The following is a 16,494-nucleotide window of genomic DNA, read 5'->3' on the forward strand; positions in this document are numbered from 1 at the left end:
AAACGGCATATAAATAACAACCCGGTGATATTTTTCAAGCATTTTCTGTCACGCGGGCATATATTCTATCCCATAAGATACGCAAAGATCTGCCACGGTCATTGAAGGCGGTTAATGAAGTCACTATCTGTATAACTATCGGATATAGTTTTGAGAGAAAAATAAATTAACGGGGGGAGGAAAAAGCCTCCCCCGTCAATAGTAATGTTATGGATATTGAATACCGGTTACCGCTGAAGTTGTACCGACGGTACATACCGGATCATACTCGCCCATGCCGGAACTGAGCGGGTTTCTGTCCGTGTCATTACCTGATGCCGGCGTTGTGATGGTGACACTTCCCGGCGATGAGGAAAGGGCATTTGTGTTTATAGCCATTGAGCCCGCATCACCGTCAACATCGAGTCTGAGAAGCCATACATTGTTGTGAGTTGTGTCGCTGTCGCCATAGAAGGTTGATCCCGCAACGGCGAACCAGCCGTCGGCAGTTTGAATTCCCGTCTGTGCTTCATCGTGATTGGCGTTTCCAAAGGCCTTCTGCCATTGAATTGAACCGGCGCTGTCCAGCTTTACCACCCATATGTCGTCGCCTCCGTGTCCGGCCGTTGTCGTTCCCGTGAACATATATCCGCCGTCCAGACATGCTTTGATGGAAGATGCCGACTCGTTTCCCGCGGCGGTCCCGTAGGTTTTTTGCCATTCAATGGAAAGGTTTATGTCAAGTTTAATTACCCAGGCGTCATAACCACCGGCGCCGAAGGAATTGGTGCGGCCGGCGCAAATAATGCCGCCGTCATCCGTGGCAATCAAGGAATTAACGGTATCATTACCGGTTCCGCCGAAGGCCTTACGCGGGAGCGGTGTGCCGCCGCCCAGAGCAATGCTCCCGGCTGCGGTCATTTTCATGATCCACGCATCTGTCCCGTCGACGTCATAGGCTTTGGTTTCACCGGCTACGATATAGCCTCCATCTGTGGTTTCAATGACGGAGTGCCCCACATCATCCATGTTGCTATCCTGGTGCCCGTATCTGTACTGCCACTGAAGATGACCGTCGGTGTCCAGTTTCCCTATCCAGATATCAGAGGAATTAAATTCAAACGACCCGTCATTGGTTGAACCGATGAACATATAACCGCCGTCGGATGTTTGAATGACATCCTTTATAGTGTCATACATATTCCCCCCAACTGTACCGAAAGACCTGTTCCATTCAACGCTGCCTTCAGCATCCAGTTTCACCACCCAGGCCTGATATAATGTGTCTTCATTGCCTCTGTTGCCTCCGATGATAAAACCGCCATCACGAGTCATGTGTACTGATCTTGCCATTTCATCTTGCCCGCTATCCAGGGATTTCTGCCATTGGATTGTTCCCTTTTTGTCCAGTTTGATCACCCATACGTCACCATCGGTTCCAAATGATGATGTGCCGCCCGCGATAATATAGCCTCCATCAGGAGTCTGGCACAGTCCGTATCCCGAATCACCTGATGTTCCTTCATAGGTCTTCGCAAAGGCAGGCGGGAGATTTTCAGGATCAAAGGGATTATCCTGCTCATTAGCGAGGTAGCAGCCCGAAAAAAAAGCAGTCAGGATAGAGATTGCGCAGCAGAGCGCCATTAAGACTTTATTTGATTTTTTCATACTAGTGTCTCCATTACTTAAAAACGTCTGGTTATGCCCAGTACCAGTGAGTCTTCGACTGATTCAGGGATTGTCCTGCTTAAAGAGGAAATAATGAAATCAGTGCTGTTGTCGATGACCAATCCTGTCTGGTTCGGGTCGTTCCTGAAATCCGGTTTTGAAAAAAATACGATATCGATAATATTGGCGACATAGACAAACGAAAATACACCCGTGGCTATCCATGCCATGGTGGCCGCCTTCTGGCTCGCGTCATATTTTTCATTGAAAACCGCCGTGGGCGTTCCCGCGCCAAGATCCTCATATTCGCTTCGTTTCTGCGTATAATTATATAAAGCGTATCCCAGAAATCCGCCGGAAGCGGCGAAAGCGCCGATAAAGGCATAGCCCTTAACCGGTTGTTCTGCATATAGCTGACCCCATCCGGGAACGAGCCCTCGAAGGTAATAACCGGTATTTGTTTTTGATGCCCTTGACATGTCCGCGTCAATTTTTACCTGTATCATGCCTGCGAGTTTTCGGGCAATGGTTTTTGATGCGGCGCGAATCGTTTCCTGCGTCGCCGTTTCATCCGCGGCAAAATCCGATGTGCCGCGTTCCACGTCGACTATCCGAATGGTAATGATGATTGATTTTCCCACCGTGTTGACCTCGCCAAGGAGCATCATCCTGGCTGAAAGCAGGCGGCCCACTTCCACGGCGCAAGCCTGATCGGTGCAGCCGGTCATCTGCAGACCCTGTTCCTTGATTATCTGATCTATTTGCGCGCGTTCCACAACGGTAAACTGACCGGAATTGACAATTTCAGTGCGGATCAGAGATGTTATCGTACCGGTAACCGCGGCGGATGTATTTTTCCCCTGAAGATCCATGATCGCAATGCGCATTTTTTCCTTCGCCATGGCCGACGGCGGAAAAAACAATAATGCTGTCATGAAGACAGTGAAAGAAATTGCGGAATAAAATGCATGTTTCATAAAGCAGTATTCCTCCTTAGTTATGACATTATTCTGTATGATATATGTTTGGTATGTGTATAGAGGGAAGCTATTCCTAGTGTGGCGGGTACAATAAAAAATAGCGAAGGGAAGGATTTCCATGATAAATACTGATTGTGGTTAACATTTCTATTTTCTTCCATTAAATGAATTTAAATACACATATCTGAATTATTAATGATTCCGTCAATAGTAATTTACATTTATTGATATGATATACAGGAATTTCCGCCATGATAAACCATTCCAGGGAACACAACGCGGATCATAGAAACCCGTTCCTGACGACCGAAATGTCAAATTATTTGCGGAAAATTCCCGGCAGGTAAAGTTTTTTGTTTTTAGTATTAATATCAACGAGGCTGACATGCGGCAGGAAATCGCGAGAGGATTGGTCCGGCATCCAGGCGTAAATCAGGCCTGTCCAAGAATTTTCTGGAGAACTTCCTGTACATCCTCCATCCGGTACGGCTTTGTGATGACATCGATAAAACCGTATGCGCTGAAATTCGCCATTATCGGGTCGTTTGAATAACCACTGGAGACAACGGCCTTGACGTGCGGATCCATATCCCGCAGACGGGCGATAGTCTCGATTCCATTCATTCCGCCCGGTATAGTCAAATCCAGAATAACGAGGTCTATGGTGTTTCGTTCCTTCATATGACTTTTATATATCCCTAAGGCCTCGGCTCCATCTTTTGCCGCCAGAACATCGAGCCCCAGGCGCTGCAGCATGTTCGCGGCTGTCTCCCGCACCATATTGTCATCATCCATCAAAAGGACCCTCCCCCGAAACGTGTCGGTTGTTTTCACTGCAGGGGCTTCATCACCGATCGCCTGATTTGTCGCTGGAAGAAATATCTCAATCCGGGCTCCGGTTCGTATACTCCTGTCGGCCCGCATAATCCCGCCGTGTTTCTTGACGATTGAATAGGATACGGCAAGTCCCAAACCGTTGCCGTCGCTTTTTGTTGTAAAGAAAGGATCGAAGATTTTATCGATACATTCATCGCTGATTCCGTCACCCTGATCTTCGATGGCTATGTGAATAAATTTTTCATCGGCCCCGCCGCTGATTCCCCGTGGACCGGCACTGTTTTCCGCCCATATGGTCAACTCCCCTCCCGAAGCCATGGCTTGACGGGCGTTGAGTACGATATTCTGTATTACCTGGCCTATCTGTCCCACATCCACGAAGGCGTTGTGCAGATCGTCGGCGATTTGATAATTGCATTTTACATTTGAACCGTGAAGAACGAATTTTGATGTCGACCGGAGGAGCGCGGAAATCGAGGCGACTTTTTTAACAGGATCACCGCCTCTTGAAAATGTCAGGAGCTGATGAGTGAGATCCTTCGCCCTCCATGAGGCGTTCTCGGCTTCAGAAAGAATCGCGTATCCGGGGCTTTTAGGGTCGATGTCATATTTCGCCAGGGAGATACTTCCCATTATGGCCATGAGGAGATTGTTGAAGTCATGGGCGATGCCGCCCGCGAAGATCCCCAGGGATTCTATTTTGCTGGCCTTGATAAGAGCCTCTTCCGATTTTTTCCGCTCCGTAATTTCAACCATGAAAACGGTTATTCCTGATATGGCCCCTTCCCTGTCGATGATGGGATTGAGCATCATCTCATAGCAATAGTCGTTCTGTTGTCTCCGTATCTCCTGGATGAGTGTTACCTGGTTTCCAGCCTTGGCCTTCAGGAACTGTTCTTCCGCCTGGGAGAAATATTCCAATCCTATGACATCCTGGAGATTTTTATCGATATGAACTTCGATACTGAAAAGCTGGAGAATAAGTTCATAAAAATTTGAGTTGAAGGCCGTAATGCGATACTGGAGGTCAACTGAAAAGATGGCGATATTGGGAGGGCTTTCAATTATGGACGAAAGCATCGAAACTGTTTTTTCCAGAATGATATTGGTATTCCTGTTTTTTTCCGCTTCCACGTTGGCTTTGGCCAGCGCTTTTCTATGTATGTTGAATATCTGATAGGAGATGAAAGCGGAAAAAATCATGCCTACAGATATATCGGAGATAAAATCGTTAAAACTGAAAGGGGGCACAGTCATCCGAAAATCAGATAAAAACATGAAGGCGAAGAATATCAGGATGTTGACACCATAATAGATAAAAATGATGTACTGTCTGATCAGGACAATAAGTGGAGTGAATGTCAATAAAATATAGATGTAAATGATGGAATCGCCCCGCGCCAGGGGTTCGGATTTATCGAGAAAAATAATGACCCAGAGCATAATGAAAAGCATGATCACAATGGAATGGGCAAAGAGTGAGAAATAGCCTCTCTTGAAAATAAGAAGAGCAAACAGGGTAAAAAAGAACGCGATCACGGAAGGAATGAGAAGCTCCGGGGTTCTGTTGCCGATTATTACCACAGCGTAAAAAACCACTATCGGTATAAGGATCAGGATTGAAAGGGCCATGATGAAAAGATTACGGGCTTTTTGCTGAAGGAGGAAATCTTTGTCGCTAAAGGAATCCATAAAGTATTTAAAAACTTCTCTCATCATAACCTCTAATTCCCGATTGGAACCCTCCAAATGTCATAAAGTCAGAACCGGCACCCTGTTGTCACGATAATGCAGGAACGGGCCGGTCTTGAATGCTTCATTTTCCACGATAAATGCAGATATTGCAACGATAAAAAATTCGATTGCAGATAAGAAGTTTCCGAAAAAAGGCGAACCGGCGGCGATGGTCTTCCAGTGGTGTGTGTCGATAATAATAATTATCAGGATAGCCAGTAATTTTCGCCGGAAACCAGTGCCGGACAGACAATGCTTTTTAAATTTTATTGATATGATGCAGATTGATGCCATTCACGGACAGATAGTCCTTGATGAGAGGATCTATACGGTCAATCCTGTGAAATGCCGTCTTTCCCGTACAGGCAACGTTGAATGCGATGTCGTCGGAGTATCGGGACTTATTAACACGATGGTAGTCATGGATAATAATACTTTTATCCGGTATTCCCGTAAGAGAAACACCTTAATGCCGAGAAGTGCAAATGATGTTATTCGACGGAAATAATGACATGCAATTCACCGGCAGTTTTACTGATTTTTTCCGAAAGATCGCGAACCTCACCGGTATATCCGGCAATTTCCAGGGACATTTCAGACAGCGTCTGAATGGTTTTTATATTTTCTTCCATGGCTGCATGTTGCATTTCCGTCGACTGTGCGATATTGATTGCGTTGTGCGATATGTATCTTTCCTGTTCAAGCACATTGTTCATAACATTTCTCTGTTCATTCATGGCTTCCCGGACTTCCTCAAGGCGTGTGTTTATTATCTCAATAGCTGAAAAAATATTTTCCATTGAAACACTGGTTTCCCTCGCCAGGTGAAGACCTTCGCCGATATCTGAAATTATCGTAGTTATTTTTTTCCGTATTTCCTTTGAATTATCAGCCGTAGCCGAAGCAAGTTTGGATATTTCGTCAGCGACTACGGCAAATCCCCGTCCCTTATCACCGGCCCGTGCCGCTTCAATGGCCGCGTTGAGTGAGAGAAGGTTTATCTGATCTGCAATATCATTGATAATGGCAAGAAAATTCTGGATATCTCCCCCTCCCTGGCTGATTATTCCCATTTTTTCAGACATACGGCCAATGGATGTCCGTGTTCCATTAATAAGACTGGATATCTGTGACAGATCATCAATATTATGCATAACTGAATTATTAACACTATCACTGGTAATGATGAGAGCCTGTCCCGATTCTTCGGATGCGCGGCCCTTTTGCTTCTGTTCCTGCATCGATGTATTAATTGACTCGTTGGAAGACATGAGTTCTTCATATGAAGCGGAAAGTTCCTCGCTTATGGCCGCCTGGTTCTGGCTTATTTCCGTAAATTTTTCGATAAGAGAGAATTGTTCAATGCTGATATTTCGAAGATTCACGATGACAGATTCAGCTTTCCTGATAATGCTTTCAAGATTGAGTCTTTTGTTGTCGGCGTTTTTTTCATTTTCAACAGCCTCACTGGCGAATGAATTGAGGTTTTTTATGACGATAAGGGAAACTGCCGTGACGGAGATAAACAGGATAATCCGGATTATCTCATTATCCAGCATAATATGTCCCGATACATGTGGTCCGGTGGAATAAGGTATTCCCCACCATTGTATGGCAATAACAATCAGGGTGGCATATTCCAGCACGATTGTGGTTCCGGCAACGAGGGATAATCGCCAGTTGTTCTGAAGAATGGTGAGTATAAAAATAAAAAAGTAAAATGATGACATTATGGTTTCATTAATTACAAGGTGCGGTGTACCGGCGAAATAGTGAGAAAACTTCATAAGGGTGGGAAGGCTCACTTCAATAATTACGGTAAGATAAACAAGTGTTCTCCTCACCATGCTGTTTTTTGAAGGAAAAAGGTTCATAACGGTAAATGCTATGAAAAGAACAAGAGACAGGGTGTAGAGGATATTCATTGAGGGAGGATTTTTTGATATAGTGGACAGGATTATCCCCAGCAACGCTGCGGCGAGGAAAAGTCTTATCCGGTTTGCTGTTACTGTCCCCTTCCGGGAAATATCCATAATTTTGCCGGAATCAGTGTCTTGAATTATCATACTAACCTCTTTTCCTCCTGAAGTCATTGAGTACGACCGGACAGTCAAATTTATGAAGGCCCGTCATCACAAGGACAATTCTATGGAATTGATATACAAGGAATTTCCGTTACCAAAAACCGGTTCATGAGACACAAGGCGGGTTACTTGTACTGAGCCTGCCGAAACAACGTAACCCGTTCCCAATGACCAATATGTTAAAGTATTGGTAAAAATTTCCAGACAGGCAAGACTTTTTTAAATTTTATGCAATAACTCTGCACTGTATCTTCAATCATGTCCCTTTTACGCGGCCCACAATCAATATTTTACGATCTTGACTTTTTAAACAAAACTGAATACAATACATTACTCAGCGTGAGTTATTTTTTGAATCGATAAAAAAGTACAACACGAAAAGATGGCAGGTCTGATTCTTTAAACAGCAAAAATCCTTAGAGGAGATTGCAATGAATCGATATTATAGATTTCGAATGGTATTAATACTTATCATTACAGTATGGGGCGGGCTTTCTCTATTTGCTTCAGAGCCGCTAATAATTGATAATCAGCACTATACCTATACGGTAGGAAAAAATTTTGAAATTCTGGAAGATAAAAATCATATCTATACATATGAAAAACTTATTAAAGACCGTAATAGTATACAATTTAAAACGAATGATACTCCAAAGCCGAATTTCGGATTTACCAATTCCATATACTGGGTCCGCTTTAAGGTGGAGAACAGGTCTGATTACAAGGATTTTATCCTGGAAATCGCATACCCTCAATTGGATTATATCACCCTTTATTATCAGGACAAGGGGGGGGCAGTTGTAAAAGAGGCGGGTGATCAATTGTCCATTGCTGTCCGGGATGTTAAAAACCGCAACAGCGCTTTTAGATTGAGCCTTAAACCGGGAAGCGTGAATGAATTTTATATCAAAATAAAAAGTGAAGGGAACATGCTTATGCCAGTAATACTATGGGAGGCCCACGCTTTTTATGCCAAGGACCATTACGAACAGATAATACTGGGCATTTTGTACGGCCTTATCCTGGTAATGATTTTATATAATTTTTTTATATTCATATCAATAAAAGACATAAACTATCTCATCTATGTTTTTTTTCTTGTGTCTTTTTTTCTTTTCAGCGGAACTATCAGCGGGGTTACATATGAATATTTTTTATATAACTTTCCATTTCTTATAAACAAACTTATGGCCTTCAGTATTTCCGCTGTCATTTTTACCTCATCCCTTTTTGCCATGTCCTTTCTGCAAACGAAAATAAATCAGCCGCGGGTCCACAAAATACTTATTGGGGTCCTCTCCTTTTCATTTATTTTAATGGCCCTGAGTTTTTTTGTTAAATATATATTTATCATCCGCGTATCCGCGATATCGGTAATTTTTCTTTTTGTATTTCTATTTGCGGTAGCTATAAAAAGTTTGGTTAACAAATACAGGCCGGCCCGTTTTTATGTGCTGGCATGGTCAATCGCCTATGTAGGGTATATAATTTTTGCCTTAAAAAACTTCGGGATTATACAATCAACCTTTGTCACGGAATACAGCTCTCAAATAGGCACGTCAATACTGGTGGTTCTTCTATCTCTTGCTCTTGCCGACCGTATCAATATTTCAAAAGAGGAAAAAGAAAAGGCCCAGAGTGAATTAATTGAAAATCAGAAGAAATCCCTGGAAGACCAGATAACCATGACACGGTCTTTTGAGCGTTTTGTTCCCAAAGAGTTTTTAACCTTATTAAATAAAAAGAGTATTCTCGATGTCACACTGGGGGACAGCGTAGAGCTTGAAATGACGGTCATGTTTTCAGATATCCGTGCCTTTACAACTCTGTCGGAAAATATGACCATTGAAGAGAATTTTAAGTTTGTTAATTCATATTTAAAGCGCGTTAATCCTATCATTGTGGACAATTTCGGATTTATAGATAAATATATTGGTGATGCGGTCATGGCTCTTTTTTACCGGAAGCCGCTTGATGCAGTCAAAGCCGCGGTTGAAATTCAAAAAGAAGTGCAGGTATATAACGGGCACCGGGCCAGCGTGGGCTATAATCCGATTCAAATAGGCGTGGGACTGCATCTTGGGACATTGATGCTGGGGACAATCGGTCAGGAAAGCAGGATTGACACAACTGTAATTTCTGATTCAGTCAACCTTACATCACGGCTTGAAGGTTTGAACAAACTCTATGGGGCGGGGATTATTATTTCAGAAATGATTGTCTCCGCTGCTCCGGACCTGCCCTTTGCCGTCAGGTATCTTGACAATGTGACGGTTAAAGGAAAGAATAAACCCATTGCTATTTATGAAGTAATTGACGGGCTGCAGGAAGAGGTCGCGGCCCTGAAAATAAAAACAACGGACCTTTTCAAACAGGGTGTTGAAGTGTTGCAGGAGAAGGGGTGCAACAAGGCCCTTGAATTATTTAATGAGATTCTGACAATCAACCCTGATGATAAAGCAGCCATGCTTTACAGGGACCGGTGTAATTATTTTATCGAACACGGATTCCCGGAAGACTGGTGTGGAGTGTGGGACATCAAAGAGAAGTAGTATCTATGAGCTTGTTGTAAAGGCGATTCATAAATCGCCTTTACAACAAGCCCCTTACAGCTATTTTTTCCTTGCCATATGATCACGTTCTTTTTATGTATCCTTTATTCATCAAATACTATACTGAATTTCAAGAAAAATCAGTTGTAAAATCATGTCAGAAAAGAATCAAAAAAAGGCCGAAATACTGGCCCCGGCGGGAAACCGGGAGAAACTGCGCTTTGCCGTAAAATACGGCGCCGACGCCGTGTATTTCGGCGGCGATGAATTCAACCTGCGCGTTCGGGCCGGCAATTTCAGCCCCGGAGACATTGAAGAGAGCATTGACTTCTGCCGTTCGCACGGCGTGCGCACCGTTTTCCTCATGAACGCCTTCCTCCACGAGGACGACCTGCCTGCGGCCCGGGTCTACATCGAACGGATAAAGAAATATCCCTTTGACGCCGTCATGGTCTCGGACCCCGGCATGCTTCTTCTGCTGAAAGAGGCGGGAGTTACGGCGGAGTTTCACCTGTCGACACAGATGAATACCCTGAATCACCTGTCCATGCGCTTCTGGCGCGAGGCCGGTTTCAGCCGCGTGGTCCTGGGACGGGAAGCCACCCTGGATGAGGTGCGGAAAATAAGCGCCCGCACCGACATGGAGATCGAGGTCTTCGCCCACGGCGCACTTTGCGTGGCCTATTCGGGCCGCTGTCTCCTCAGCCGATACCTCTCGGGCCGTGACGCCAACCAGGGCGACTGCGCCCAGCCCTGCCGCTGGGACTACAAGCTCGTAGAAATGAAACGGCCCGGCAACTATCTTGACATCATCGAACATGCGTCGGGCACGGAGATTCTCTCTTCGAAGGACCTGTGTCTCATACAGCACCTGGAGGAATATCTTGACGCCGGCGTCCATGCCTTCAAAATAGAAGGACGGATGAAATCCCTGTATCACGCAGCCAATACCACTCGCGTATACCGTCACGCCTTGAGCGTTGCCGGTACGGATGATTTCAGGAAGCACCTTCCCTTCTGGCTCAACGAGCTGGATCTCATCAGCCATCGACCCTACACCGACAATCTCTTCAACGAATTCGGCAATGCGGCCTTTGAGGGCGTGCCCTATGTAAAAAAGGCCATGTTCATGGGATACAAAGAGGGAACGGGTGACGACGCACGGCAGGCCCTTGTCAGAACGTCGAATCCCATTTACCGCGGCGAGAACCTTGAAGGCATATTTCCCATTCATGATGTAATCAGGGATGATATATTCCAGGTAATGGCAATACGCGACGCCGAAGGCAATGATGTTGATATGGCCCGGCCCAACAGCCTGTATACGATTGTTTTCGATAAAGACGTAGATGAGGATGCCATTTTCCGCAAGAGAATAGGCCAGTAAAACAGCTCCCTTGCCCCCGGCGGATACATCTCACCTTTTAAAAAGGCATCTCCGCCGCCCCCGAAGGGGGCATTGTACTTTTGAATTTATAACAATGGAAATGATCCATTCTTTAGTCCATTAACCCCCTTCGGGGGTGGCGACTATCAGTATATACTGAATCTTGATTTCACCGCCGGGGGAAGTAACGAGACTGCCGTGTCTCCATATCTATATTGTAATAACAATTATTTATAAAAAATATACATGACATGATTGACAGAATTACGGTATGAATAATAATTCCTTCAATCGAAGATATTTGCGCAAAGGAGAACATGACATGATTCAGAAACCGCCGGGAGTGGAGGATATTTTCCCCGACAGGATAGACCGCTGGAACCACATCACAGACGCGGCACGCCAGGCCTTCCGCCTGCATAACTTCCGTGAAATCATCATTCCCATAATGGAATACACCGAGGTCTTTGCCCGGGGACTGGGCGACGAGACCGATATCGTCTCCAAGGAGATGTTCACTTTCGAAGACCGCGGCGGCCGCAGCCTCACCCTGAGGCCCGAGGGAACAGCCTCGGTCGTGCGCGCCTATGTGGAAAACGGGGAATACAACCGGCTTTCCCTGAACAAGTTTTTCTACATGGGGCCCATGTTCCGTGCCGAACGTCCCCAGCGCGGCCGTCTGCGCCAGTTCAACCAGTTCGGTGCCGAGGTTTTCGGCAGCGAAGATCCCTATTATGATTATGAAGTCATCGCCATGATGGACAGCATCACAAAAATGACCGGCATTGAAGACTATGAACTGCTCATCAACTCCATCGGCTGCCCGCGCTGCCGCGAGGAGTACCTGGCGAAACTCCGTAATTATTACCACGACCGGGAGGAACAGCTCTGCAAGGACTGCCGGCAGCGCCTGAATAAAAACACCCTGCGCCTCCTGGACTGCAAGGTTGAATCGTGCCGCGAAATCCGCAGCGGCGCCCCCCTCATCACGGATTACCTCGATGATGAGTGCCGCGATCACCATGAGAAGCTGAAAAAATACCTGACTTCAAACAACATCGCCTTCCGGGAAGACCCCTTCCTGGTGCGCGGCCTTGATTACTATATACGAACCACCTTTGAGTTTGTCGCCAACAGGCTCGGGGGCCAGAACGCCTTTGCCGCGGGAGGCCGCTACGATCAGCTGGTGGAGCACTTCGACGGGAAACACACCCCGGCCGTGGGCTTTGCCGCGGGTATAGAACGAATGTTTTTGCTTATCGAAGAGAAGGAAATTCTTCCCCGGGGCATCGACGCCTTCGTCATCCATACGAGCGGTGAGACCCTGGCCAGGGCCCTGGAGATCACCTCAATGCTGCGGAAAGCGGGACTTTCAGCCGACATCGATCCCAACGGCAAAGCTTTCAAGGGACAGTTTAAAAAGGCCGAGAGGGACAGGGCTCATTACTGCATCATCATCGGTGAAGATGAGCTGAAAAACGACACCTGCACGCTCAAGGACCAGGCATCGGGCATCCAGATAACCATCACCCTGAAGGAACTCATGGAGAAGATGCAGGCCTGAACCGGATCACCGATCCGACGGGGACTGTTTCATGCGGGAAACATAAGCCGTTCTTCCACTTTTAAAGCACGTCAAAAACGATCAGGCATATGTCGTCGTCGAAGGTTTCGGCGGCGCCGTATTCCCTGAGGTGTGCCATTATATTCGCCGAAATCTTTTCCGGGGCCAGCCCATGGTGCGTACGGAGAAAGTCCATGAGCCCCTCCATGCCGAACATTTCCCTCTGCGGCGACATGCATTCGATTATTCCGTCGGTATAGAGGACCAGGCGGTCGCCGCGGCGCAGCTGCAGCGAAGCTTCCCGGTACTGCGGCGAGGCGAACCATCCCAGGGGGACTCCCTTTGTATAGAGATTGAAAAATTCATCGCTTTCATGGCGGTAAACAAGACAGGGGAAATGCCCTGCGCTGCTGTAGGTGAGGATATTGCTCCCGCGGTCCAGGCGGCAGTAGAAGGCCGTGACAAAGTTACCGCGCACCGTAGATCGCAATATAACACTGTTTATCCGCGCCAGAACCTCTGTTATTGCCAGTCCGCTGTCCAGGCTTTCCAGGGACATTTTGGTCACCGTGGAGAGGAAGGCGCCGGGCAGTCCGTGGCCTGAAACGTCGGCGATGAATACGCTCACGGTTTTTTCATCGGCGGTAATATCATAGAGGTCCCCTCCCACCTTGTCCATGGGCTGATAAGTTACATGCACGGCATATCCCTGGAGCTCCGGCAGCGATCCAGGCAGAATCCTGTCCAGGAGAAGCCGGGCCGTCTCCAATTCATCCTCGATAAGGCTGTTCCTCTCGGTGATTATTCTCTGGTAGTCGTAGAGTTTGATAAGGGACCTGATCCGGGCCAGGAGCTCCCGCGGGTTGAAGGGCTTGGTTACATAATCATCGGCGCCGAATTCCAGTCCCTCGATCTTATGGGTTATTTCCGTTTTAGCCGTGAGAAGAATAACGGGGATCAAGGCGATTTCCTTTTCCGCCTTCAGCCTCCTGGTCATTTCGAATCCGTCCATTTCGGGCATCATCACATCGGATACTATAATGTCGGGCCTCTCTTCACGGGCGGCCTTCAGAGCCTCACGGCCGTCGGCGGCGAAAACAACATTGTAAAGACCTGCCAGGATGGAGGCGATGAATTCCCTCATTTCGGGATTGTCATCAACGATCAGGACCGTGTGGTCAGCTGGGCCGTACTCCCGGCCTTTCCCGTAATCTCCGTCGCTTTGACCGCTTCTGTCTTCGTCCATTTTGAATTCCCGCAATTCCCGCATTCCCATGGCCGGGCGGACCTGCGAAGAGGAGAGCATTTCATCTCCATGTCCGTCGGAAAAATCCACGTCGTCCCGTCCCTCCAGGTGCTCCCGCCCCCGGGGGAAAACCATGGTGAAAGTCGTACCGTGATCCCCGGGATTTTCCGAGACATGCCTGCTTTCCACGGAGATGGTGCCGCCGTGGAGCTCCACGAACTCCCTTGCCAGGGCCAGCCCGATGCCCGTACCCTCGCCCTGGGCCGATACGGCGCGAGCGAAGCGGTCGAAGATGAGATGAAGCTGGTCACGGGGAATCCCCGTGCCCGTATCGGAAAAAACGATGGTCACCGTCGCCACATCGGCCATAACACCGATGGAAATGATGCCGTCGCGGCCCGTAAACTTCACGGCATTGGAGAGAAGATTCATAAGGATGGTCTCGAACTTTTCCGTGTCCATGTACAGCTCGATACCGCCCTGTTTTGTCTCCATGTTCAGGGTTATATTTCGTGAATCCAGGGTGGAACGAACCATGAGGGAGAAATTATCCAGGAACCGTTCAACATCCACCTTTCTCGCGGAAAGCCTCATTTTCCCGGCGTCAAGACGGGAGAAATCCAGGAGGTCGCTCACAAGCCTTAGCAGGCGTATGGCGTTTCTTTCGATGGTGCGAAAAAATTCGTCATCCACGGAACCGCGGTAGTCCTTTTGCAGCACCGATTCAACGGGTGAAAGAATGAGCGTGAGCGGCGTCCTGATCTCATGGGAGATATTGGCGAAAAAATCCGTCTTTAGCCGGTCCAGTTCCTGGAGCTTTTCATGGGCCTCGGCTATCTTCCTGCCGCTGTTGTGGAGCTCCGTGTTTCTCTCCTCCAGTTCCCGCGTCCGCTCGCCCACCTTGGCCTCCAGGGCCCGGTTCAGAATGTTCAGTTCTTCAGTCAGCCGTTCATTGACGACAAAGGCCCGGGAAAAACGCAGGGAAAGCAGGAAGGACTGGGAAAAAATGAATATGAAGAGCCCGTAGGGCGTGAGAAAGGCCGTGTGAATAATCTGCGCCGCGTGGAACATATCGTTGATAACCGTGCCGAAAAAGAAAAGAAGCCCGGCCAGAAATATCCCCGCCCCTTCCCTGTGGGCCTTCACCACCCCGATAAGGATGTACATGGCATAAATGATGGACGCGATGACCATCACCTGGAATGGGTCTATGCTGTATGAATACCACCTCAGGGAGGTGATGCAGGTCAGAAAGACAAACAGCGCCGATAACGATGCCAGAAGTATCACTACACGGCGGGAAAAATCCCTGTACAGTGTATGGATATACACAACGAACAGGGGAAGACTCAGATAAAAGGAAATGTACTCCACTTTTGCCAGCATTTCAAAGGACGCCCCGGGAAACAAGTGAATGAAAAGCTTTTCCCCCGTGGTGATGGTCCTCAGTGATATGACCAGGCAGACCAGGGCGAACCAGAGGGTCGACCGGTCTTTCTTCCTGGTAAAGAAAAGAAAGAGATGATACAGACCCATGATGAGGATACTGCCGAGAAGGAACATGTCCGTATAGACATGACGGTTATACAGAGCCCTGATATCGGATTCCATACCCATGTGCAGGGTATTCAGGAGGCCCCACTTGCGGTGATGAAAGTTGCTCACATGAAAAACAAGTGTGACGGTGTCACTCCCGGGCCTGAAGTGAACCACCTGGGGAGCATAGGCCGGAACGGTGGTATCGCGGCTCACGCCCGGCGTTCCGCCCCGGGCCGCTTCTACACCGTTGATATATAAGCGGAAGGCCGTATTCACGCTCCCCAGTTTCAGGGCCAGGTCCCTCCCTTCCGGGGCCTGTTCCTTTTTCAGTTTCACCGTGAGCCGGTACGTGCCGTATCCATCAGCGGGAATTTTGACGCCTTCAATGGCCTGCTTGTTGATGATCTCCGGCACGCCGACGAAATGCCCTGCCCCGGCCCTTCCCTCTTCCAGGTCACGGGGCGATATAAACCGGTTCAGCCAGAATTCCCACTGGCCGTTCAGAGGCACCGGCCCGTATTTATCCATATCATATGCCGTGAGATCAAGGACGCCCTGTGCGGCACGGGGTTTTTCCTGTCCGTATCGGCATCCACTCGCAAGGAAACCCTGGACAAGTATCAGTATAAGGATCATATGTATGGGGAGACTACGTTTCATGTATATCATGCACAGGCATTTAATAGTACCGCTTTATACTCTGAAAAAATATGCCATATATGCAAGACATTTTTATGGTGATGTACTGATTAAAACACATAGCAGCAGTCAATTACCAGGAAAAGAGCACCACAGGGAATTAAGAGACCCCGGCGAATACACTTTCTTTTACCATGAATCCATTTTTGCCACCCCTGTGAGGGGTTGAGGATTTTACACTGATTCCCAATATTTAAAAGCCCCCTCAGGGGGCGGCGAGAGCAA

General features: G+C 47.6%; 10 protein-coding genes. 4 read left to right on the plus strand and 6 right to left on the minus strand.

Going from position 1 to position 16,494, the window contains the following annotated elements:
- Positions 1-207: 207 nt before the first annotated feature.
- The 4 genes from CVV44_14250 to CVV44_14265 form a co-directional block, all read right to left on the minus strand.
- Entirely contained in the window at positions 208-1,647 is a 1,440-nt protein-coding gene (locus tag CVV44_14250) for a hypothetical protein (GenBank protein PKL37506.1), read from the minus strand.
- 17 nt (positions 1,648-1,664) lie between these two features.
- Positions 1,665-2,747, minus strand: a complete 1,083-nt coding sequence (locus CVV44_14255; protein ID PKL37507.1) for a hypothetical protein — start codon at positions 2,745-2,747, stop codon at positions 1,665-1,667.
- A gap of 312 nt (positions 2,748-3,059) precedes the next feature.
- On the minus strand, positions 3,060-5,183 hold the full coding sequence (locus CVV44_14260; protein PKL37508.1) for a hypothetical protein: 2,124 nt from the start codon (positions 5,181-5,183) through the stop codon (positions 3,060-3,062).
- 33 nt (positions 5,184-5,216) lie between these two features.
- Positions 5,217-5,492 (minus strand): hypothetical protein, encoded by a 276-nt coding sequence (locus tag CVV44_14265; protein PKL37509.1) that lies wholly within the window; start codon positions 5,490-5,492, stop codon positions 5,217-5,219.
- On the opposite strand from CVV44_14265, the gene CVV44_14270 reads away from it, so the two are divergent.
- Positions 5,476-5,706 carry a hypothetical protein gene (locus tag CVV44_14270; protein ID PKL37510.1) on the plus strand — a complete coding sequence of 77 codons (231 nt, stop codon included), beginning with the start codon at positions 5,476-5,478 and terminating at the stop codon, positions 5,704-5,706. The two genes, CVV44_14265 and CVV44_14270, sit on opposite strands and share 17 nt — an antisense overlap.
- On the opposite strand, the gene CVV44_14275 is transcribed toward CVV44_14270, so the two are convergent.
- On the minus strand, positions 5,690-7,291 hold the full coding sequence (locus CVV44_14275; protein PKL37511.1) for a hypothetical protein: 1,602 nt from the start codon (positions 7,289-7,291) through the stop codon (positions 5,690-5,692). The genes CVV44_14270 and CVV44_14275 overlap by 17 nt on opposite strands.
- Before the next feature lie 422 nt (positions 7,292-7,713).
- Here CVV44_14275 and CVV44_14280 point away from each other — a divergent pair, with 422 nt between their 5' ends.
- From CVV44_14280 to CVV44_14290, 3 genes are all read left to right on the plus strand, one after another.
- The gene (locus CVV44_14280; GenBank protein ID PKL37512.1) at positions 7,714-9,834 is read left to right on the plus strand and encodes a guanylate cyclase; all 2,121 of its coding nucleotides are present in this window, start codon (positions 7,714-7,716) and stop codon (positions 9,832-9,834) included.
- Positions 9,835-9,988: 154 nt separating this feature from the next.
- Positions 9,989-11,221 (plus strand): peptidase U32, encoded by a 1,233-nt coding sequence (locus CVV44_14285; GenBank protein ID PKL37513.1) that lies wholly within the window; start codon positions 9,989-9,991, stop codon positions 11,219-11,221.
- Positions 11,222-11,543: 322 nt separating this feature from the next.
- Positions 11,544-12,785: a histidine--tRNA ligase gene (locus tag CVV44_14290; GenBank protein PKL37514.1), complete on the plus strand. Its 1,242-nt coding sequence runs from the start codon at positions 11,544-11,546 to the stop codon at positions 12,783-12,785.
- A gap of 61 nt (positions 12,786-12,846) precedes the next feature.
- On the opposite strand, the gene CVV44_14295 is transcribed toward CVV44_14290, so the two are convergent.
- Complete coding sequence (locus CVV44_14295) at positions 12,847-16,239, minus strand: hypothetical protein (protein PKL37515.1); 3,393 nt, start codon at positions 16,237-16,239, stop codon at positions 12,847-12,849.
- Between the last annotated feature and the right edge of the window lie 255 nt (positions 16,240-16,494).

It is taken from the genome of Spirochaetae bacterium HGW-Spirochaetae-1 (genome assembly GCA_002839375.1).
In the GTDB taxonomy this organism is placed as follows: domain Bacteria; phylum Spirochaetota; class UBA4802; order UBA4802; family UBA5550; genus PGXY01.